At 33.6% G+C, this 24,000-nt stretch carries 10 protein-coding genes; 4 read left to right on the plus strand and 6 right to left on the minus strand.

Going from position 1 to position 24,000, the window contains the following annotated elements:
- Positions 1-319: 319 nt before the first annotated feature.
- Positions 320-715 (minus strand): endonuclease domain-containing protein, encoded by a 396-nt coding sequence (locus Q1A60_RS14965; RefSeq protein ID WP_299762306.1) that lies wholly within the window; start codon positions 713-715, stop codon positions 320-322.
- A 424-nt stretch (positions 716-1,139) separates the two neighbouring features.
- Here Q1A60_RS14965 and mfd point away from each other — a divergent pair, with 424 nt between their 5' ends.
- A complete protein-coding gene (mfd, locus tag Q1A60_RS14970; RefSeq protein ID WP_299762303.1) occupies positions 1,140-4,502 on the plus strand; it encodes a transcription-repair coupling factor in 3,363 nt (1,120 codons plus the stop codon).
- Between the two features lie 198 nt (positions 4,503-4,700).
- Here mfd and Q1A60_RS14975 read toward each other — a convergent pair whose 3' ends face one another.
- The 5 genes from Q1A60_RS14975 to Q1A60_RS14995 all read right to left on the minus strand — a co-directional run bounded on the left by Q1A60_RS14975 (position 4,701) and on the right by Q1A60_RS14995 (position 18,557).
- Positions 4,701-5,870 carry a glycoside hydrolase family 5 protein gene (locus Q1A60_RS14975; protein WP_299762300.1) on the minus strand — a complete coding sequence of 390 codons (1,170 nt, stop codon included), beginning with the start codon at positions 5,868-5,870 and terminating at the stop codon, positions 4,701-4,703.
- A 137-nt stretch (positions 5,871-6,007) separates the two neighbouring features.
- A complete protein-coding gene (locus Q1A60_RS14980) occupies positions 6,008-9,337 on the minus strand; it encodes a VCBS repeat-containing protein (protein WP_299762297.1) in 3,330 nt (1,109 codons plus the stop codon).
- 257 nt (positions 9,338-9,594) lie between these two features.
- Positions 9,595-11,124, minus strand: a complete 1,530-nt coding sequence (locus tag Q1A60_RS14985; protein WP_299762294.1) for a RagB/SusD family nutrient uptake outer membrane protein — start codon at positions 11,122-11,124, stop codon at positions 9,595-9,597.
- 13 nt (positions 11,125-11,137) lie between these two features.
- Complete coding sequence (locus tag Q1A60_RS14990; RefSeq protein ID WP_299762291.1) at positions 11,138-14,215, minus strand: SusC/RagA family TonB-linked outer membrane protein; 3,078 nt, start codon at positions 14,213-14,215, stop codon at positions 11,138-11,140.
- A gap of 151 nt (positions 14,216-14,366) precedes the next feature.
- Complete coding sequence (locus Q1A60_RS14995; protein ID WP_299762288.1) at positions 14,367-18,557, minus strand: two-component regulator propeller domain-containing protein; 4,191 nt, start codon at positions 18,555-18,557, stop codon at positions 14,367-14,369.
- 319 nt (positions 18,558-18,876) lie between these two features.
- On the opposite strand from Q1A60_RS14995, the gene Q1A60_RS15000 reads away from it, so the two are divergent.
- The 3 genes from Q1A60_RS15000 (at position 18,877) to Q1A60_RS15010 (ending at position 23,972) form a co-directional block, all read left to right on the plus strand.
- A complete protein-coding gene (locus Q1A60_RS15000) occupies positions 18,877-19,251 on the plus strand; it encodes a hypothetical protein (protein WP_299762285.1) in 375 nt (124 codons plus the stop codon).
- Between the two features lie 97 nt (positions 19,252-19,348).
- Positions 19,349-20,851: a hypothetical protein gene (locus tag Q1A60_RS15005; protein ID WP_299762282.1), complete on the plus strand. Its 1,503-nt coding sequence runs from the start codon at positions 19,349-19,351 to the stop codon at positions 20,849-20,851.
- A gap of 286 nt (positions 20,852-21,137) precedes the next feature.
- Positions 21,138-23,972: an insulinase family protein gene (locus Q1A60_RS15010; RefSeq protein WP_299762279.1), complete on the plus strand. Its 2,835-nt coding sequence runs from the start codon at positions 21,138-21,140 to the stop codon at positions 23,970-23,972.
- The last annotated feature ends 28 nt before the right edge of the window (positions 23,973-24,000 follow it).

A 24,000-nucleotide genomic window follows, 5' to 3' on the forward strand; every position in this document is an offset into this window, starting at 1 on the left:
CCTCCTAGAAAGGCGTTATGCCGAGTTTATCGAAGTAAGAGCTAGGAAGTAAAACTAAACATCTTCAAATCACACACCCCTTACTCCCCTCTTCTTAGAGGGGAAACTGTTATGGAAAACCTTCTTATATAATTTGCGATTGAGTCTTCCCTCCTAAGAAGGAGGGCTAGGGAGGTGTTAGAAAAATTATTCTTTCAAACTCAAATCACACATCCCTTACTCCCCTCTTCTTAGAGGGGAAACTGTTATGGAAAACTTTCTTATATAGTTTGCATCTGAGTCTTCCCTCCTAAGAAGGAGGGCTAGGGAGGTGTTTTCATTAAGAATAATCCTCAATAGGAGGTAACCCATTTTCTTCAAATCTTACTACATAATCTTCTATAGCTCGATATACATTTTCAAAATCATTCATAATCTGATCATCAGAAAATCGAAGAACACGTATTTCTAATTCATTAAATCGTTTTGTTTTCCTAACATCTTTTTTCCAAACCTCTTGAATCTCATGAGAGTATCCATCACATTCTATCACAAGTTGTAGTTTATTACAGAAAAAGTCTGCTATATATTCATCAATCGGTTTCTGTCTATGAAAATCATATCCATACAATTGTTTCCTTTTCAAACATTGCCACATCTTAATCTCAGATTTTGTCGCATTATTTCTCAATTGACGAGCAAATTCTGTGAGTTTTGGATTGTACTTTATGATCATAGTTAAATATATACAATTTTACACACCCCTTACGCCCCTCTTCTTAGAGGGGAAACTGTTATGGAAAACCTTCTTATATAATTTGCGTCTGAGTCTTCCCTCCAAAGAAGGAGGGCTAGGGAGGTGTTAACTATAACAATGTTATTCTTCAAATCACACACCCCTTACTCCCCTCTTCCTAGAGGGGAAACCGTTATGAAAAACCTTCTTATATAGTTTGCGTCTGAGTCTTCTCTCCTAAGAAGGAGGGCTAGGGAGGTGTAAAAAAATTATTTTTTTCAAACTCAAATGACACACCCCTAACCCCTCTTCCTAGATGGGAATACTCTGATTTGAAAAAAACAGAAAACCAATCGTTAATTTTCTATATACGCTTTCGCGAAAGCGTAATTACCTCTTATCTTTGTTATAAATTAATTCTCACGTGAGTAAAACTACACTCTCGCAACACCTTGCACAGTCTCAGCAACTCCTGAAATTGCAGGATGCTATTGCCCAAAATCATCGAAACATACAAGCTAAAGGCCTTATAGGCTCTTCATTATCTTATACCATAAGTACTGTGTATGAGCAGATAGAACGTCCTATTCTTCTTATTTTGAATGATAAAGAAGAGGCCGCATATTACCTCAATGATCTAGAGCAATTACGTAAAGAAGTCAATGTATTATTCTACCCAGGGAGTTATAGAAGACCGTATCAAATAGAAGAGACTGATAATGCCAATGTACTCTTACGTGCTGAAGTATTGAATCGGATTAATAGCCGGAAGAAATCGGCGTTAATTGTGACGTATCCAGATGCGTTGTTTGAAAAAGTAGTGACGCGTCGCGAATTAGATAGGCAGACGTTAAAAGTAAGTGTAAACGATAAACTCTCTATCGATTTTATCAATGAGATGCTTTTTGAGTATCACTTTAAGCGTGTCGATTTTGTCACAGAACCGGGTGAATTTTCGGTACGCGGGGGAATTGTAGATGTTTTTTCATTTAGTCATGATGAACCCTATCGTATCGAGTTTTTTGGAGATGAAGTAGACAGCATCCGTACGTTTGATGTAGAGACACAGCTCTCATCAGAGCAACTCAAGAAAATCTCGATCATGCCTAATGTAGAAAATAAGGCATTAGAAGAAAAACGAGATACCTTCCTTAAATACATTGCAAATAACACCTTAGTATTCATCAAAAATCGATCACTATTTTATGATCGGATTGATAAAAATTTCGCGAAAGCAGAGGAAGCCTTTACAAAGTTAGATTCAGAAGTAAAACGTAGTACCCCAAGTGAATTATTCTGCAAAGGAACCCTTTTAAAATCTGAACTAGAAGGATTCCAAACGATAGATATTAGCGCTTCTGTTCCTGATGTGAAGATCAATACATTGGTGGCATTTAATCAGCAACCACAACCGTCATTTAATAAGCAATTTGATCTACTCATTCAAAACCTGAATGACAACTATACTGCAGGGTACAAAAATTATATTTCCTGTGTCAGTGAGCAACAGGCCAAGCGTTTTCGGGATATTTTTGAGGATGCACAAACCGATGTGGCTCCTTATGAAACGGTAGTGATTTCCTTATATCAAGGATTTATAGATGACGATCTTAAAATAGCGCTCTACACAGATCATCAGATTTTTGAACGGTATCATAAGTTCAATCTTAAAAATGGATATGCTAAGAAGCAAGCCATTACGCTTAAGGAACTCACCAATCTTAAAGTAGGTGATTATGTGACGCATATTGATCATGGCATTGGGAAGTTTGGCGGACTTCAAAAAATAGATGTAGAAGGTAAAAAACAAGAAGCCATTAAGTTGGTGTATGGAGAGCGAGATATTTTATATTTAAGTATCCATTCATTACATAAAATCACCAAGTTCACGGGAAAAGACGGAAAAGCGCCTCAAATCTATAAACTAGGAAGTCAGGCGTGGAAAAAGCTTAAAGCGAAAACAAAATCACGTGTTAAGCACATTGCTTTTAACCTCATCAAGCTCTATGCAAAACGTAGATTGCAAAAGGGGTTTGCTTTTGGACCAGACACCCATATGCAGCACGAACTTGAAGCGAGTTTTATTTATGAAGATACTCCTGATCAAAGTACCGCTACCGAAGCTGTAAAGCGCGATATGGAGAGCGAGCGTCCTATGGATAGACTTGTGTGTGGAGATGTAGGGTTTGGAAAAACCGAAGTTGCCATACGAGCCGCTTTTAAAGCAGTAGACAATGGAAAACAAGTCGCTATCTTAGTACCTACTACCATTCTTGCCTTCCAACATGCAAAGACTTTTAGAGAACGTTTAAAGGACTTTCCAGTTCGTATCGAGTATTTGAATCGCTTCCGTACAGCAAAACAAAAGCGAGAAGTATTAGAAGGGTTAACGAGTGGCGCGGTAGATATTGTGATTGGCACCCACCAACTCACCAGTAAAAATGTACAGTTCAAAGACCTAGGACTCCTCGTCATTGATGAGGAGCAAAAATTTGGAGTTGCTGTAAAAGACAAACTAAAAACCATTAGTGAAAACGTAGACACACTCACACTTACGGCAACACCTATCCCGAGAACATTACAATTTAGTCTAATGGCAGCGCGTGATTTAAGCACCATTACGACACCACCACCTAACCGTTATCCTATAGAAAGTAGTGTAATTCGGTTTTCTGAAGAAGCCATACGAGATGCGGTAAGTTATGAGATTCAACGTGGTGGACAGGTATTTTTCATTCACAATCGTATTGAAAATATCAAGGAAGTTGCAGGACTCGTTCAACGATTAGTCCCTGATGCAAAAGTGGCCGTAGGACACGGGCAAATGGAAGGGAAGAAACTCGAAGGGCTTATGCTTGCGTTTATGACAGGAGAGTTTGATGTTTTGGTGTCTACTACCATTGTAGAAAGCGGACTTGACGTGCCAAATGCGAATACGATTTTTATTAATAATGCTAATAATTTTGGCCTTTCAGATCTTCACCAAATGCGAGGTCGTGTAGGAAGAAGTAACAAAAAAGCGTTTTGTTATTTTATCACTCCGCCGTATAGTGCCATGACAGATGATGCTCGTAAACGTATTTCTGCATTAGAACAATTCTCAGTACTCGGTAGTGGATTTAATATTGCCATGAAAGATCTTGAGATACGTGGTGCCGGAGATTTATTAGGTGGAGAACAAAGCGGTTTTATTAACGAAATAGGTTTTGACACGTATCAGAAAATCTTAAATGAGGCCATCGAAGAACTCAAGGAAAATGAGTTTAAAGAATTGTATGAGGAGGAAAACGCTTTCGCGAAAGCGGATAAAGAGTATGTAAAAGACACTGTGATTGACACCGATTTTAGTTTACTCTTTCCAGATGATTATGTCAATAATATCTCTGAACGTTTGAACCTTTACACACAGCTGAACGAAACTAAAAACGAAACAGAACTTGCTACTTTTGAAGCAATACTTATAGATCGTTTCGGCCCTTTACCTGATGAAGCAAAAGACTTATTAAATTCTGTACGTATTAAATGGATTGCAACCAAAATAGGGTTAGAGAAAGTTGTTATGAAAAATGATAAATTTATTGGATTCTTTATCTCTGATCAGGAGTCAGAATTTTATCAAAGTAATGCTTTTACGCGTGTACTCCAATTTGTACAAGAATATACATATCGTGTGAAATTAGAAGAAAAGAAAACACGTAATGGCTCTCGATTACTACTCAAGTTTGGGGATGCTACTTCTATTCAAAGTGTGTATGAAATTTTACAGCCTTTCCTAAATAAAAAGTAATACGCTTGCTAGTTATATTCATTATAGGTTTTGTATTAACAGGGTTACTCATCAAGTTTATAGAAAAATAAAATGAGTAGGAACAAGAATAAGATTATTCTCGTTACACTACTCATTTAGTATAATAATTAAATAAATTATTACGCTTTCACAATTACTTTCAAATCACTTCATTTTTAGAAGTTGCCGTAAAAGTTTTTAATTATTTGCTGCTTCAATAATAGTTTCTGCCACTTGTAAATTAGGCCAAAATAAATTGAATCTATTTAACAATATAAAATTACCTCCATCATCCCATACAATAGGTAATAAATCTCTTTCTAAAGCTTCAGTCACATAAAATTCGGCATAGTCCAGACGTTCCGGTAAGCTATTTTGAACAACCGCTCCCCATTCTCCTAAAATAATTGGTCGTTGTTCTTCAACAATCCATTTATTTCTTATACGATCAAACTCTTGCCTTAAATCTTCTCTATCTGACTCAGTACCCCAAGATTCTTGACCTTCTAAAGCAAAAAGGAAAGGAAAATATGCGTGTAAAGATATAATTACATTACTGTCATTATTAGGAATCACTAAATCATCCATTGCAGATGGAACAGTACTCGCAGCATACGTAGAGATAAGAAGGTGTCTATTTGTATTATTTCCTCCTGTTGCTCTAATAGCTTCTTGACATACTCTATGTAAATCATTTAGTATCGTACGTTCTGCAGCGGTACCTCCACTCCACTCGTTAGGAGATCCAATAACTCTTGGTTCATTAAGAGGTTCAAAAATTAATTTATCACCATAATTTTTAAAACGTTCTGCTATTTGAGTCCATAAACTACTCATTCTAGGAGATACTTCATCAAAATTTTCTGGTACAGGTCCTGCCCAAGATTCTTCATGGTGTGTATCAAGAATAACAAACATGTCATTAAGAAGTCCATAGTTTACAATCTTTTGTACTTCATCTAAATATTCCTCTTCCAAAACATATGGAGCAGTCTCACCTAAATGATAGTCCCAAGTAACTGGTATACGTAATGTTTTAAATCCTAATTCACTTACTTGATCAATAATCTCTTGTGAAGGCAAAGGGTTATTCCATAAAGTCTTGTCTCTATCTTCTACATCAAAACTATTCCCTAAATTCCATCCAACACCCATCTCAGAGACTAGTTCAAAGGAGCTAATATCTCTAACAACTCCTGCAATTTCTTCAACTCCTGAATCATCATCTGTAGATTGCTCTTCTTGTTGTCCATCAGAATCTGAAGAGATAAATACAATTTCAGGTTCTGAATTACTACAAGCAAAAATCAATGATAGTATTAGCGTGAGTATTAAATAAGGAGCCGCTTTAAATTTTAAGTTTTTCATATATTCATATTTTTATTAATCAAAATAAGTAATAATCTATAGATTAAGCCAGAGACATATGTTGCATTACTGTCATAAATGTATTATTAAGTTTCATTTTTAGTATGTATGAGCTTTATTACCAGGATAAATAACATTTATTTCCTAGGTTGATATTCTATAAATTGAATAAAGTCGTCATTCTTAGCAATAATGAAATACTCTTTATTCTTTATCTTAATCATTTCAAAGTCCTTTACATCTCCTGGAGCATATAGTCCGCTCACTGTTCCAGATTTAGGCTCGAAATTCCCAGTTCCGTCTCCTTTTAAATAAAGGCCGTTACCTGCATCGGCTCTTGGCGTTTCAACTTCTGAAGCGTATAAATTACCTGCCACTACTAAATCAAGATTCCCATCATTATCAAAATCCTTACTAATTATCTGGTTTATAGGTGACGTTTGAGCTTCTATCGGTAAATCCTTCTTTTGAAACCCATTTCCTGTATTTTCCAGATATACACTAGCAAATGATTTTACTTGGTAATGTAATTCTGTATCTAACTTTTTTTTACCATAAACATCAATAAGTGTTGCAGTAGAAAATTCATTATAATTTCCAAATTTTTCTTTAATCCCTGGTATTTGTTGGGAAGAGCATTCTCTTCCTCGAACAGGATATTGTTTTCCTTCATTATAATAACTTAAAACAATATCGCTTTTGTTATTATCATCAAAATCATTAAAATAAATATCAAAAGTTTCATTTTCTGCAGCTTTATATTTATAGTTAAGCCCTAAATTACCAAGTACTAAATCTATATCACCATCACCATCAAAATCATTACTATCCATACTGAACCACCAACCCACAGTATCTTCTAGTCCCATGTCTGAAGTCGTATCTTCAAAAATACCTTCATTATTTCTAAACACTTTAATAGGCATCCACTCACCAGCAATTATAAGATCTGTCCAGCCATCTGCATCATAATCTAACCATTGGGCGCAAGTAACTAAGCCTATTTTTCTGAGTTCTGGAGCTATTTTATTTGTACTGTCTTTATACCTTGGGATACCATTAGAGCTTATATTTTCAAGAATATAGCTATCTGCTGGGTGTGGATAATTTGAAGGAACTAATCTTCCTCCTACAAAAAGGTCTAAATCACCATCCTTATCAAAATCATTTGTATAGACTCTACCATTACTTGAAGTCATTCTTGGCAAGGCAAAAACATCTTTTTTAAAGTTTCCATTACCATCATTAATGTAAAGTCTATCCTGTAATTGTGGTGAATTATCGGTAAATTCATTACCTCCACTTGTTATATAAATATCATTATCACCATCATTTTCAACATCAAAAATCAGTACTCCTATATCTTCAAAGTGTCTATCATCTGCAAGGATTTTTGTTTTTTGTTGCTCAAATGTGCCATCATTTTTTTGAAAAAACATACCTGCTGGATATTTTGTCGCAGCACCTACATAAAAATCATCCAATCCATCTCCATTAAGATCTCCAACAGCAATTCCTGGACCAAAACGAGAGGTTTTGTGTGGAAGTAACACTTCGTTTTTAAAATCATTAAAAAGATTTTCTTTATGCTTATAAACTGCTAAAGTATCTGTAAAACTATTAAAGAGCACATTATTAATAGTACTTCGTTTTTCGCTTGTTGCATTTATAGCATTTTGGTAATCTAGAGTTAATTTTTTATTTGTCTCAAGATTAAGCACAACCTCCTTTTTTCCATCAGGCCAAGTCACTGTAAGGGTATCTATTATTGATTTTTTTCCTAGTCCAAAATGTAATTTAGGTGATACAGAAGATTGAAACCCTCTACTCAAAGTAAGCTCTTGGTATTGTGTAATTCCTTCGGTCTTAATTTCAACTTTAGCACCAATTCCTGATTGATTCCCTAAACCCCCTTTAAAGTTTACAGTTAAAAAATTAGCATGTTCTGCACTAGTATTTTCAAATATTGAAGGTTCTTCGTCTATATTGTTTGTTACAATTTCAAGATCACCATCATTATCTAAATCTACGTAGATCGCTCCATTTGAAAAGCCTTCATGGCTTATACCCCAATAATCATTTGCTTTTTCAAAATTTAAACCGTCCTTATTCTTAAAAATATAGTTGTCAATTTTTTCAGAAGGTATACGCAGACTTTTAGTTAGAAGGCTGTCTTTATGCTTTTTTTCTCCTTTTAAATTGGCAAAATAATCTTTATTATTTATTTCTCTTCTTGTCCCATTAGAAACAAAAACATCTTTTAGTCCATCATTATCAAAATCTGCAAATAATGGTGCCCAACTCCAATCTGTAGAGGACAATCCTGCTATTCTGGAAACATCACTGAATTTTGGGACGCCATCTACAAGAATACCAGCATTTAATTGTAATGAATTTTGCATATACTGATATTGAAAACCAACCCGCTCCATATTATCAAATATCTCTGGATTCATGCTGGCCATATTGGCTTTAGATCTTCTATTACTAGAAGCGTCCATATCCATCTGTAAGATATCAAGAAAACCATCATTATTAAAATCTGCTATATCTACTCCCATACCATAAAAAGAAGTATGATTTGTAGCATTTTTAATTTCATTTTTAAAAGTTCCATCACCTTGATTAATGTATAAACAATCTGGAGTACTAAAATCGTTAGAAATATAAAGGTCAGTCCATCCGTCTCCATTAAGATCACTGGCTGTAACACTTAAAGAAAGGCTATAAAGTTTGAGGTTTGCTTCATCTGTAACTTTTGTAAATTTACCTCCGTCGTTTCTATATAGGTGATCACTTTCCAATTCGGTAACACGATCCATTCTCATTTTATAATTGTAGCTGTTATACTGAAAAGGAGTAATTGGGTAATTTGCGATATATACATCTAGATCACCATCTAGGTCATAATCAAAAAAAGTAGCATCTACACTATTGCCTGGATCATTTAAACCATAATCTTCTGCTCTTTCTTCAAACGTATTATCTCCTTTATTTATATAAAGTTGATTTTCGGTATTTCCTGACTGACCAGAAACTAGGCAATATATATCCAATAATCCATCACCATTAACGTCTGCCATTGTTGTCCCTGTATACCATCTTAAGTCTCCTTCTATACCCGCTTCTTTACTAATATCACTAAATGTCAAATCTCCTTTATTAAGGTATATTTTATTAGGAACCATATTCCCTGTAAAAAAGAGATCGTCAAACCCATCATTATTAATATCTCCAGATGAGATACCGCCTCCCATATATATATAAGGGTATGTAAAATAATTTAAGGTATCGTTTTCAGTTAATGTATTTTTAAACGTTACCCCAGTAGTTTTAGCTAGTAATTTATTGAAAATCTTATGCCCAATTCTATGTTCACTGGTTTCCTTAGTTGTATTGTTCTGACTACATCCAATTAGGATAAATACAATCAATAACGTCCACCAAATCCTTAGATTTATTTCCATATTCTCAATATTATTTTCATATCCTTTAAAAGTATTTATATAAAATGTTTTAATTGATTAGTAAAAAACTATCCTATAAAACTTAGTACAATAAAATACATGTATTTTTTAATTATATCCTTATTATAAGAAGTTTAATCATTTATTAAAGTAGTTACTATGAATTAAAGAATTGTGCAATTTTGAATTCAAAAAAGATAAAAAATTAGCGAAAAATTTCTTTTTCGCTAATTCATTAAAGCAACTAATTCTAAACACTAGTATCCAAAATTTTGATCTTCACCATTTATTTGAGTATTAGAGTCTATTTCGTTCTGTGGGATTGGCATAAGCCTATGAATATTAGGGTCGTATCCTCTAGGAATAGCAGCACTAGGATTATCAAAATCTGCATTTGGAAGTATAGAAAGTTCTGAGCCATCTAGATTCCACCTGACTAAATCATCAAAACGGACCTGTTCTCCACAAAGTTCAACAAAGCGTTCATGAACAATCGCATTAAATATCCCATTAGGAGTATCTACAGGGAATCCACGCTCATCCATTTCGGCAGAACCGTATAATGGTAATTCAAGACGTTCTCGAATTTGATTAAGGAAATTTATTGCACCAGTACTATTACCTAAATTGAGTTCTACTTCCGCTTGCATCAAAACAACATCAGCATATCTTAATACACGAGCATTAATCCCGCTATTTTCTTGTACCGTCTCTGCTTCATATAACTGCGAGAATTTTTGCCAAGAAAGTGCTTCTATTAAACCTGGGCCTGGAAATGTAAATATACCATCGGGTCCATAAGCTTGACCCACATCCACTAATGCGACTTCTTTTCTAGGATCATCTTCCTCAAATTCTTCCATTAATTTTGGAGAAGGTTGAAGATTTCCCCAACCTGTATATTCTTGAGCATGAAAAGTAAGTTCTGAAGTACCTACTCCTGTTTGTGCCCATCGTTCTGCTTCTGTCCCAAATTCTCCATTATACCCTACTTCAAAGATAGATTCATCGTTATGTTCTCCTCCTTCATTAAAATTATCTTCATATAATTCAAGAGGTAATAACGAATAGTCGACTACATTACTAAAGGCATCCTGTGCTTCTACATACATCCCTCTATGTAAATAAACTTTTCCTAAAAGACTATATGCTGCACCATTTGTTGCTCGGCCAGTTTCAGTGGCTCCTTTTGAAAATGTTATTTGACTAGATCTTGTTAAATCTTGAATTATAAACTCATAAATTTCATCTTCTGTAGATCGAGGTGCGTCATTAAGAGCTGTTGTAAAATCATTTTTAATAGGTACTCCTCCGAAACGTTTGACAAGTAAATAATAATATAACCCTCTTAAGAATAAAGCTTGACCTACAGCATCATTAACATCTGCTGTTGTAAAATTACTTGTTGGAGCATTATTCATCATTCTTTCTTCATTACTTATCACAAAGTTACAAGCTCCTATCCCATTGTAACAGGCAGTCCAATAAAGAGCAATACCTCCAAGAGTGGGGTTTAATTCAAAATTAAAGAAAGGTGCAAAGTTAGGGTCTCCACCAGATATCATTTCGTCTGAAAACGCATCTGGAAAAATATAACCATTGCGTTGATAAAGAGTTTGTAACTGGTTATAACTTGCGTTTACTGCTCCTTCAACTTGATTTAAACTTTCGAAAAAGATATCAGGATTGAGAGCATTAGTATTAGTAACTGGCACATCATCGTCACAAGATATAATAAATACTGCGACTATAAGAAGCACTACATTCTTGAAAAATATTTTATTCATTTTATTCATTTTTTTAAAATTCTATTTGCAAACCAGATAAAAAGGTAAATGGTCTAGGTTGTGCACTTCGATCAATACCTAATCCATCTACAAGGCCTTGTGCATTATAAAAAGGAGCAATTTCTGGATCAAAACCTGAATAATTGGTTAGGGTTACAATATTTTGAGCTTGAGCATATAATCGTACTTTTTTAAGAGCTCCATTGAGTAGATTGTTTAATTTTTTCTGATCAAAAGTATATCCTATAGTCACATTTCTTAAGCGTAAGAAAGAAGCATCTTCAATATATCTTGTAGAAATTGTGTTATTTATATTGGAGCCAAATCTAAATCTAGGTATATCTGTTATATCTCCTTCAAAACGGAATCTACGAATGACTTCTGTTCCCTGATTTAATACATTTTCTTGTGCTTGTAAAAAGAAAATATTACTGTTTAACGCATCCACACCTTGAACACCATTTGCTAATATATCTAAATCCCAATTTTTATAGGTTGCTCTAAAACTTATAGCATAAGTAAAGTCAGGATTAGGATTCCCAATTACATCTCTATCTTCAAAGTTAATCTGACCGTCTCCATTTAAATCAATAAATCGAACATCTCCAGGTAGAACAGGAACTGCCGATTGACTATTATTAGGAAGTTCAGCATCTATCTGTTCTTGAGTAGAATACACTCCATCTGCAACAAGACCAAAGAAATGAAAGGCGGGTAGCCCTTCAGAAAGTCTATTAAGCGGAATATCAAATGGAGGGTTTAATATAGCTCTTTCAATAGGTTGTCCAGATCCACCTAAGCTACGCACTATACTTTCACTAGTTGTCAAATTAGCGCTAATATTATACTGGAAATCACCCTCATAATCATTATAACCCAAAGAAAATTCCATCCCTGTAACTTCTACATCTCCTACATTTCGTATTACCGCATCTCCTTGTTGAGAAGATCCCGGAATACCAGATGATGATGGCAAATTAACAGGTATAATTAAATCTTCACTTACATTAGAAAAGTAGTCATACGTAAATGTGATTTTATTATTGAGAAAACCAAGACTCAGTCCATAATTTTGCTTAACCTGAGTTTCCCATCTTATAAAAGGATTGGCAGCATTATTAGGTGAAATTCCTATCACCGTTTCATTATCAAGAACAGTTGGTAGATTTGCCCCTAATGTAGGTAGAAAAATATTCACATCATTTCCAGTACGATTATTACCGGTTTGTCCAATACTAGCTCTTAATTTAAAGTTATTTATCGCTTCTATATTAAAGAAAGACTCATTAGACACATTCCAACCTAATCCAGCAGAAAAAAACCAATCTGAGGCAAATGGTGTATCAAATCTAGATGAAGTGTCTCTTCTAGCAGAACTACTTAAGGTATATCGTTTGTCATATTCATATCCTCCTATAAACAATATTGAGTTCAAATTTTCACGAAAGTTAAACGAAGTAGAACGGGAATTAGGTGAAAGAATTTCAGTAAGTTCTGGAGATACTTGTTGTACATCAGATGCAGATGTACTTTCCAATCTTACCTTTGTTTGCTCAAAAGCAGTAGAAATATTCATATCATGTTTCCCAAAAGATTTATCAAAAGCTAACGTACTGGTCCAAACCGTCTGAGAAAAATTATTAGTTATATTACTAATAAAATTATTAGGATTCGAAAAAGAACCTCCTACTTCTTCAAAAGCTCTTCTAAAATTATCTTGAATACTTATATTCCCATCAAAACCAAATTGTGATCTTAATGTCAAACCGTCAAATAACTTGATTTTTGCATATGCACTAGCTATTAATGATCCAAATCTATTAAGGTTATCTTGTGAATCTTGTATTCTTATTTGATTTCTAGAATTATTAACATCTAATAGCGTATTATGACCTGCAAAAGACCCATCTGCATTTCGTACTGGAATGTATGGTGCCGAACCAAGTATATTAAATAGTGGGTCTCTTCCCCCATCTGATTCTGGCACAACTGTTTCATTATATGCTGCTGAAAGTGTTTGCCCAAGGTCTAACCAATCGTTAACAGATACATCTGAATTTACATTAAAAGTAGTTCGTTCAAATCCTGTTTCGATATACACTCCTTCTTGGTTTAAATGTGAAAAACTCACATTAAACCTAGCTTTTTCAGATCCTCCTCCAGCATTCGCGCTTATATTCGTTATATTTCCAATGTTAAAATATTCATCTTGCCAATCGGTATCTATACCATTACCATCAAATAAGGGATTATCGTTTACAACAGCTATAGGGAATTCAAGAGCACCAGGTTGTCCAGTAACAGAGTTTAGTTCTCGTAAATACCGTATATATTGTTCGGTATTCAGTACATCATAACGCTGATTAAATTCCTGAAATCCGGAAGACACTTTTGCTGAAAAGTAAGTGACACCTGCTTTTCCTTTTTTCGTGGTAATAAGAACAACACCATTCGTTCCTCGAGATCCATATATAGCAAGAGATGCTGCATCTTTAAGGATATCTATCTTTTGAATATTTTCAGGATCTATACTATTAATGCTTTCTGTAAAAACCCCATCAACTACGAATAAAGGTGATCCATCTCCAAACGTATTTGTACCTCTTATCTGTATTAATGTTTGTGTACCTGGACCTCCACCATTTGTTACAGTAACTCCAGCTGCTCGACCCTGCAATGCTTGACCGATATCTGTTGTAGGGAACTCTGTTAAATCCTTTGACTTAACAACAGAAACAGGTGTATTTCTTTGTCTTCCATAATTTACAATTGTAATCTCATCTAGTCCTTGTGCATCAATAACTAAACGTATATTAATCTCATTTTGACCTGTATAATTTACCTCTTGTGTTTCAAAACCAATATATGAAAAGACTAGAATAGCACCTTGAGTAACATTATTAATCTGATAATTACCATCAAAATCAGAAGCCACACCGTTTTCTGAACCTTTAACTTGTACTGTTGCCTGAGGTAGAGGTATTCCCTCTTTATCAGTCACTTTACCAGAAACACTCTGAGCACTCATTATAATGTTACTTAATATAAAAATTAATGCAAGACTATTCTTAATAAGTCGTTTGATCTTCATAATTGATTTGTGTTATTTTGAATTCAGTAAACACATTAAGTTTTTGTGTTTTATTAAGAAACCAAATTACTTCTAACACATAGAAATCAATTAACACAGATGTTGAATTATTAAAAAAAATGATGCGCTTTTGTAAAGATTAGCAAGAAACCTAAAGGGATTGATCGTTTTTAGAATCACTAATTTGAATTTCTTCTTTAGTAGGTAAATAACCAAACTCTTTTTTAAAGCATTTAGTAAAATAAGATGGAGAAGAAAATCCAACCTTATAAGTGACCTCACTTACATTATAATTATTTGAAGATTGTAATAATTCTTTAGCCTTTTCAAGTCGTATCTTACGTAAAAATTCATTTGCTGATAAGTCTGTTAAAACTTTGATTTTTCGATAAAGCTGACTTCTACTTAATCTAAGTTGGCTTGCTAAATTTTCAACATTTAGATTAGGATCTTGTATATTTTCTTGAATAAGGTATAGTACTCTTTTTAAAAATTTGTCATCTAAAGAAGTATGATTTATTTTAGATTTTATAGTATCGCCTTTGTTAAGCTTATCAAAAATAACCCTACGACTAATTATCATTTGATTTATCATTGCTTTTAGGAGGTCCATTGTAAAAGGCTTACCCAAATAACCATCAGCTCCAGAATCAACCCCTTTTATCCTATCTTCAACCATGATTTTTGAAGTTAACATGATAAGAGGAATATGACTTGTAGCTAAATTATTTTTTATTTTACTACATAACTCTAACCCATCCATAAAAGGCATTACAACATCAGTTATAATTAGATCTGGTTGTTTTTCTAATGCAATGTCATATCCTATTTTTCCATTAGACGCCACTAAAGTAGTATACAATACGCCGAGTTCTTCTTTAATATATTCTTGAAGTTCAATATTATCTTCAACAATTAAAACTGTATATTCTTTTTTTATAGAAGATATATCTTTCTTTATTAATTGGTTAGTTTTATCAGGACTTATCTCAGTAAATTTTTCTAATTCTGATACGATATTTTTATCCTTTTCAGAATCAATCATAGTAGTTTCAAAAGAGTTTTGATTTGCTATTGGAAATGTCATGATAAATTTTGCTCCTTTGCCTATTTCACTTTCTACCTCAATCTTTCCTTTATGAAAAATCATATAATTTTTTACCATTTCTAGTCCAATTCCTGTGCTTCCATAGTAATCTTTATTTAGTGTGCTTACTTGATAGAATCGCTTAAAAATTTGTTTGTATTCTTTTTGATCTATCCCTGGACCACTATCCTTCACTGAAACTTCAAAGAAATCTAAATGATTGTCATCATCACCTTCATCTTTATTCTTTTTTTCTTCTAAAGCAATTTTTATTTCTCCTCCATCTGGTGTTACTTTGAAAGCATTTGATAATATATTAAATATAATTTTTTCAAACATACTTGAATCAACCCAAGCCCAAAGTTCATTTAAGGAAGTATTAAACGTTAAGTCAATACTCCTTTTATTGCCTTCTTCTTCAAAAAAAGCTTTTATCTCTTTTAATGTCTTTACAATTTCAATCTCTTTAAGCTTAACCTGAACTTTATTTGATTGAAGCTTTCTAAAATCCATTAACTCATTAATAAGTCTAGATAGTCTATCCGAGTTTTTATGAATAATTTGAAGTTTATTATTAACCTTTGAGGGTAGTTCTAAATTTTTAGCTTTTATTAAATCCTTTATAGGATTAATAATCAATGTTAAAGGAGTTCTAAATTCGTGAGATATATTCGTGAAAAATTGCAGTTTAGCTGCATGTAATTCTTCTTCTTGTATTCTTTTATTTCGCTCAAATAAAACAATTTGCTTTTCTCTGAATCTCTTTTTTGAAAATAGATAAACACCTATACTAAATAGCATAGCAAATAAAACATAGCAAGTATATGCTATAGTACTCTTCCACCAAGGCGGTATTACCAGAATATGTAATTTTAATGGATTTTGAGTCCATATACCATCATTATTTGATGCCTTCACTTTAAATGTGTACTCTCCTGGACGTAAACTTGTATATGTAACACTTTTGGAATTACCAACAAAATTCCATTGTGTATCAAACCCCTCTAGAAAATAGGCATATTCATTTTTTTCTGCTCTTGTATAATTAACACCTATATAATCTATAGAAAAAACGTTTTGATTATGAGTAAGTTCTATTGTATCAGTTTCAGAAATACTTTTCTTGAGTATTCCTCCTTTATCATTAGGCATTACAGATTCATTAAATAATTTAAAATCAGTAAAGTGCAATGTTGGTTCAATCTTATTGGTTTTATAACTCTCCGGTTCAATGTAATTTACACCTAACTGATTCCCAAAATAAAGTGTTCCTGATTGTCCTTTGGCTAAAGCTCCATTATGAAAGTAATGACTTAAAAGGCCGTCATCTACTGTAAAATTTGTAACACTATTATCAAGCATACTGAATTTTGTGATACCTAAACTCCCAGATATCCATAAATTGTTTTGATCGTCTTCGATAATTCCATTTACAGAAGTTTCTTCGATATCTTGAAATGCATTTTGATTATAAAATTTATCATTACTACGTTCATATCTAAAAAGCCCAGCTCCATCAGTTCCAATCCATATAGTGGAATCATGTGCTTCATAAAGAGATAGGATGTTATGAAGACTTGGGTGGCTTTTTTGCGCCATCTCCATTTTAGATCTCATGTTTTCTACATAGAATTTTGAATTTCCTAGATCTTTAACTCTAAAAAGTCCGCTTGGAGTACCTACCCATAGCTCATCTTCAGAATCGACAATTATAGATTTTACATCACTATTTATCAAACCGCTTGTAGTAAAAGATTCTGAGTCACAATAATTAAAAGAATTACTTTTTGGATCGTAGTAATGCAACCCCTTAAGAAATGAAGCCATCCATATACGTCCTTTACTATCTTCAGCAAATCCTCTTATACTGTTCGTTTTAAGATCACCATTAGTAGTTGTTTTATTAAAATGGATGAATTCTTTCGTGCCTTGTTTCAAAAAATAAATACCGTTATTCCAAGTACCTATCCAAAAATCATTATTACTATCTAAAAACATAGATTCGACACCTATATTTGATTCAAAACCACTATAAATTTTATCTCCTCCATTAATATTTTCAAAGTTATCTGTTACAGGATCATAAATATCAACCCCATTAAATGACGAAATCCATAGGCGTCCTTGACCATCTCTCGTTAATCCTGTAATTTGAGGTGATTCAAGTGAATTCATTTCATTTACTATACCTTCAATTGATCCAAATTTATTATATAATGAATCATAGACATCAACTCCCTGATTATAGTACCCTAACCAGATTCTTCCTTCTTTATCTAAGAAAATAGACCATATAGATTCGCTCTTAATACTATCTTTATAAATATTGTTTTCCGTATAATGATGAATAATTTCACCTTGATTGTTTATAACCAATAATCCATCATTTTCTGTCCCCAAAAGAATTTTACCTTCAACTTCAGTAAAACAAAATATCTTTTCAGTAGTGATTGGAAAAGATTCAATATTTTCATTTTCCGATTCTAATGATATTTTTAGAAGACCTGAGTTCCAAGTTCCTATCCATAAGTTGTTATCACTATCCCGGTGTAAGGACTCAATATTACTTTTTATTTTTTTGAGATTTTCTGATGAGGCTTCGCTATTTTTATATGAACTTAGCATATTACTTTGGGAGTCATATTTCATTAATCCCAAGGAAGTCCCAGCAAACAATTCGCCATTAAGTCCAAGTTCGAAAGAATTGAAAAAGAAATAGACATTTTCAAGCTCAGGAGAGTTCTTGATTGTAGAGATACTATAATTCTCTGTATTAATTTTTAATAGCTGGTTAGCATACGTTCCAACAATAAGATCTCCATTAGTATCCTCTATTAATGCTGTTACGGTAAAGTAATCATTATTTGTACTTGGCAGTTGTTCAAAACGTCTAAAAGTTTTTTGTGATCTATCAAATAAATTTAACCCTGTATCTGTTCCTACCCATAATCTTTTTTTACTGTCAAGATACAATGCAAGTATCTGATTGCTATTGATGGAAGTACTGTCGTCCCAAGTTTGTTTATAGGATACATAATTAGTCCCGTCATACCTATAAAGCCCAGAACCTCTTGTACCAATCCAAATAAATCCTTGATCATCTTGTAGTATAGCAGAGATTGCTTTTTTGGGGATTCCCTCCTTTATTGGAACAAATTTTAAATTTTTAAAATCAGTTTGAGCCCTAATTGATAAAACACAATATAATAAGAGGATAAAAGAAATACTATATTTTAGATTACACCTATACCACACCTTAACAAGTTTTAAATATTCCTTTTCATAAAAATAAAATTAACCAGTAGTTTACTTTAAAAAGGCTATAGAGTAACCCATTTATTTAAATACAAGCTAACTAATTTAAGACAAATTCTATTATAAAAAAAAAACGTCTTATCTATATGATCCCGTCTATTTATTTTCAAACAGAAAAGGCAATATTCAAGTGTTGTTTCAAAAATTATTTCAACTATTTATGTAGCATAAATAATACTAATGTTGCAATCGTATTGATAAAAGTCCATTAAAAACCTTTCTTTACTACTTTAACATAAATATATAATAATTTGAAAATATGAAAAGATTTTTAAAAGTTGTTATTACTGCTTTATTTCTATTTCTTTTGTCTGTTTCCTGTGAAGATGACGATACACTTTCAGTTGTTTTTCTCAATGAAATACCCGCTGCAAGTAACTTAGATGCCACTATTGAAATTCTTGATGGTAATAGTAGAGCTGTAACCGTTACTCCATCTGCAGATGGAGCTGCAGCATTCAATATTTTCTTTGGAGAATCTACTGATGAAACTCCTATTACTATAGGGATATTAGATAGTGCAACTCACGTATATCAAAATGAAGGGACTTATGTTATTGAAATACAGGCAATTTCTCCTAGTGACATAACTACTTCTATTTTCTTTTCTGTAGATATAGTGATTGAAGACTAACTAAATTTTATTCATAATAGAAAGAAAAATACGTATTAGTGCAATAGACATGTTGTATCGCTAATTCTAACTATGATATCAATACAAATTAAATTTTATGAAAACTAAACTAAACTTTTTTATGCCAAGGATGATATTATTAGTTCTTGTGCCTTTTATGTGCCTCGTAGGTTCTTGTGGAAGTGATGACAATAATGAAATGTCCGAACCTGAAATAGGGCCAGTAACAGTTTCATTTACTGCTTCGACTCCAATTGTCATTAATGAAGGTACGAGTGCTGAAGTGACTTTTTCTAATACGTCTACAGGTAATAGTCCTCGTTATTTTTGGGCATTTGGAGAACAAGCGATCCCCCTTGCTGTAGAAGTTGTGAATAGGGCAGATCAGACTATAGTTTACCCCCTAATAGAAGAAGAACAAACCGTTGAAGTAGTATTAGAAGCACGAGATAATAATGGAAATGTTTTAGGAACAGCTACAAATACAATTACAATTCCTGCTTCTGAAGTAATGGAAGAGGAAGAAGAGGAAGAAGAACTCAATTGTAGTGATATTATTTTTCCAAATCCAATAAGATTTGAAAATGGAGAAGAATTCTTCACATTTGGAGGTGCATCTTTTGCTTTAGTACCAAATCCAAGTCAGACAGGAGATAATCCTAACGATACAATGGTAGGCCAAATTACAAATTCGGGAGCTGCTTTTGAAGGCTCAGGTATTTCACTTGATCCCCCTACAGATTTTAGTGGAGATGATAAAAGAGTAAGACTATTATTGTTTTCAAATGTTGAAGTTCCTATAGCACTCCAATTCGTAGAAGGAGTAAATGGAGTACGAGGAGTTGAAGCATTTGCAACTCATACAGGTTCAGGATGGGAAGAAATTATTTTAGATTATACAAATGCAACCACTGTATTTTTAAGTCCTGACGATCCAGGAGGGGAGCCTTTAGTTCCAGATGGACAATATGGACAAATTGTATTATTCATTGATGGCCCTGGTACAACTGCTGGTGACTTCTTTATAGATGATATTGGATTTTGTGACGCTAATTCTGGCGGAGATGATCCAGATGGTGATGATCCAGGAGACGATCCAGTAGAGCCTGTCTTTGCAAATCCAATAACTTTTGAAAATGGAGAAGAGTTTTTCACATTTGGAGGTGTATCTTTTGCTATAGTACCAAATCCAAGTCAAACGGGAGATAATCCTAATGATACAATGGTAGGTCAAATCACCAACTCAGGAGTTGCCTTTGAAGGTTCAGGTATTGATCTTAATCCCGCAGCAAATTTTACTACAGATAATAAATTAGTCTCAGTATTATTCTTCTCAAATGTAGAAGTCCCTTTAGCTTTACAATTTGTACAAGGAGTAAATGGAGAGCGAGAAGTTGAAACTTTTGCTACGCATACAGGCTCAGGATGGGAAGAAGTTGTTTTCGATTATAATAATGCAACTACCGTATTCCTAAGTCCAGATGATCCAGGAGGTGAACCTTTAGTTCCAAGTGGAGAGTATGGACAAATTGTACTATTTATTGATGGTCCCGGCACAACTTCTGGTGATTTCTTTATAGATGATATTGGCGTTGATTAATTAATCAACAATTAACATATATTCCTAATTAAAAACTGAGACTGTTATAAATAAACAGTCTCAGTTTTATTTTATAACAGACATACTAATATATATTTGACTATAAGCGATTTATTATTTTTTATCTTACTATATACGCTTTCGCGAAAGCGTATAAAACAATGGTCGTAATGTTTTAATAGATTTCTTTAAAATTTTATACATTTTTTCACGTTAACAATACTACTTATAAACTAACTTTATAGTTTAAACAGTATAATCATCATTTATTCACTAAACCTAAAAAATGAAAAAACACATTACACTATTTCTTAGTTTGTTTCTCATTGTTGGTGTTGCATTAGCACAAAACAAAGGAGATGTACAAAAAGGAAGAACCATACCTGTAGCAGAAATTCCTGTAGATCCTAATGTAAAAGTAGGTACCCTTTCTAACGGACTCACCTATTACATACGCAATAATGGAAAACCTGAAGACAAAGTCGAGTTACGTCTTGCTGTAAATGCTGGATCTATTATGGAAACAGAACGCCAGTTAGGACTTGCGCATTTTATGGAGCACATGAACTTTAATGGAACTAAGAACTTCCAAAAAAATGATTTAGTAGACTATCTACAAAGTATCGGTGTAAAGTTTGGAGCAGATTTGAATGCCTATACTAGTTTTGATGAGACCGTTTATATTCTTCCTATTCCAAGTGATGATCCTGAAAAATTAGAAAAAGGATTCCAAATTATAGAAGATTGGGCACACAACACAACACTTTCTGAAGAGGCTATCGATGGAGAACGTGGTGTTGTACTTGAAGAATTACGATTACGATTAGGTGCAGATGAACGTATGCAACGTGAGACCTTACCTAAAATCATGTATGGGTCAAAATATGCAGATCGCTTACCTATAGGAACGAAAGAAAATCTTGAAAACTTTAGTTATGATGATGTACGTAACTACTACAAAACATGGTACCGTCCAGAATTGATGGCAGTTGTTGCTGTGGGAGATCTTGATGTTGCTACCATGGAGCAAAAAATCAAAGATCATTTTGGTAAAATACCTGCGACTACAAATGGACAAAAGCGAGAGGAGTATCAACTTCCTAATCATGAAGAAACGCTTATTGCCATCGCATCAGATCCTGAAGCAGCTTTTAGTCGTGTAAATATCATGTATAAGGATCGCAAAAATGCAACACCATCTGTAACGATAGATGATTATAGAAATGGCCTTGTACGCAATCTTTTTTCGCAGCTTATTAATAATAGACTTGGAGAATTACGTAATAGTGCAAATCCACCCTTTGTTTTTGGATTTTCATTCTATGGAGGTACGTTTGCAAGAACCAAAAATGCTTACCAATCTATAGCGCAAACCAGTGCCGAAGGACAACTAGATGGTCTAAAAGCATTACTGATGGAAAATGAGCGCGTAAAGCGTTATGGTTTCCAACAAGGAGAATTAGATCGTGCTAAGAAAAGTATCATTGCTCGACTAGAAAAATCATATAATGACCGTGACAAATTAGAAAGTGGGCGTATTGTAGGTCAGTATGTAAGTAATTATTTAGACAAACAACCTATTCCTGGAATAGAGTGGCAATTTGAGACCACAAAAAGATTACTAGATGGGATTGAAATTGAAGAAGTAAGTAAACTTATTAATGCGTTTATTCATAATGACAACCGTGTCATCACACTTACAGGACCAGAAAAAGAAGGACTTACACAAGTAACCGAAGACCAAGTACTCGCTCTTATAAAAGAAGTAGAAGGCGCAAATATTAAACCATATGAAGATGAAGCAGTACGTGAGTCTTTAATCGAAAAATTACCTGCTGCAGGAACGATCGTTTCTACAACAAAAGATGATGCTTTAGGCACTACCACAATGACACTTTCTAATGGCGCTACTGTTACCATTAAAAAGACCGATTTTAAAAATGACGAAGTACTTTTCCAAGCGTTTAGCTTTGGAGGTACTAGCTTATATTCTGACGAAGAGCTAATCGCAACAAGTTTTGCAAATGGAGGTATTACACAAGCAGGAATAGGTGGTTTATCTCTTACAGATATGACTAAGTTTATGAGTGGTAAAATTGCAAATGTGTCTCCATTTTTATCAAATTCGGCAGAGAACTTTAGAGGATCGGCTGCACCTAAAGATTTGGAAGTATTATTCCAAATGGTACACTTATATTTTACAGATATAAATAAAGATAATGAAGCCTACCAATCGTTTGTGTCAAAGCAAAAAAGCTTCTTAGGAAACCTAATGGCAAATCCTAATTTCTATTTTCAAGATAAATTAGGATCAAAACGTAATGAAGGAAACCCTCGTTATTCTGGTTTTCCTACACCTGAAAAATATGATGCCGCCGATTATGATTTGGCTTATAAAAAATTCAAAGAACGTTATGCAGATGCGGGAGATTTCCATTTTTACTTTGTAGGTAATGTAGATGAGGCTCAAGTGGCCGCTTTCGCGAAAGCGTATATAGCATCTTTACCAGGTCTTAATAGTAACGAAAAGTATATCCCAACAAAGTTTAGAGAAAAAGACACCTATGAGAAATTTGTCGTAAACAGAGGGACAGATCCAAAGAGTAATGTGAGTATTTTATGGAGAGAAGAAACTACCTATGACAGAAAAACGGAACTTGCTGCTATGGCTCTTGGGGAGGTACTTACGATCAAACTCGTAGAAAAGCTTCGTGAGGAAGAAGGAGGTGTATATGGTGTTGGCGCACGAGGAAGCCTTAGCAAAATCACATTTACCGATTTTGATTTCTCCATCTCTTTCCCTTGTGGTCCTGAAAATGTAGATAAGCTTGTTGCTGCTTCACTTGCAGAGGTTGAGAAAATTAAAAAAGAAGGGGTTACGGCTGAAGATCTTGCTAAGGTGAAAGAAACGTATTTAGTTGCCCGTAAAGAGCAGGTAAAAACCAATCGTTTCTGGCTTACCAATCTTGTCAACTTAAGACAACAAGATCGTGATGCTACATTTATCTCAGATTATGAAAAAAGAGTAGCTGATCTTACAGCAAAAGATATTCAGAATGTAGCACAGAAGTTTCTTGATGAAAATTACTTCTTAGCAATTCTTATGCCTGAAGAAAAATAATAGCTGATAAACATCTAGATAAAAAGGC

Source organism: uncultured Dokdonia sp. (assembly GCF_947492535.1).
GTDB lineage: Bacteria > Bacteroidota > Bacteroidia > Flavobacteriales > Flavobacteriaceae > Dokdonia.

Excerpts from the sequence above, each read along its gene's own strand:
- Q1A60_RS14985 (WP_299762294.1), bottom strand. The coding sequence starts at position 11,124 with ATGAATAAAATATTTTTCAAGAATGTAGTGCTTCTTATAGTCGCAGTA.
- Q1A60_RS14965 (WP_299762306.1), bottom strand. The coding sequence starts at position 715 with ATGATCATAAAGTACAATCCAAAACTCACAGAATTTGCTCGTCAATTG.
- Q1A60_RS14980 (WP_299762297.1), bottom strand. The coding sequence starts at position 9,337 with ATGGAAATAAATCTAAGGATTTGGTGGACGTTATTGATTGTATTTATC.
- Q1A60_RS15005 (WP_299762282.1), top strand. The coding sequence starts at position 19,349 with ATGAAAACTAAACTAAACTTTTTTATGCCAAGGATGATATTATTAGTT.
- Q1A60_RS14975 (WP_299762300.1), bottom strand. The coding sequence starts at position 5,870 with ATGAAAAACTTAAAATTTAAAGCGGCTCCTTATTTAATACTCACGCTA.
- Q1A60_RS14990 (WP_299762291.1), bottom strand. The coding sequence starts at position 14,215 with ATGAAGATCAAACGACTTATTAAGAATAGTCTTGCATTAATTTTTATA.
- Q1A60_RS15010 (WP_299762279.1), top strand. The coding sequence starts at position 21,138 with ATGAAAAAACACATTACACTATTTCTTAGTTTGTTTCTCATTGTTGGT.
- Q1A60_RS15000 (WP_299762285.1), top strand. The coding sequence starts at position 18,877 with ATGAAAAGATTTTTAAAAGTTGTTATTACTGCTTTATTTCTATTTCTT.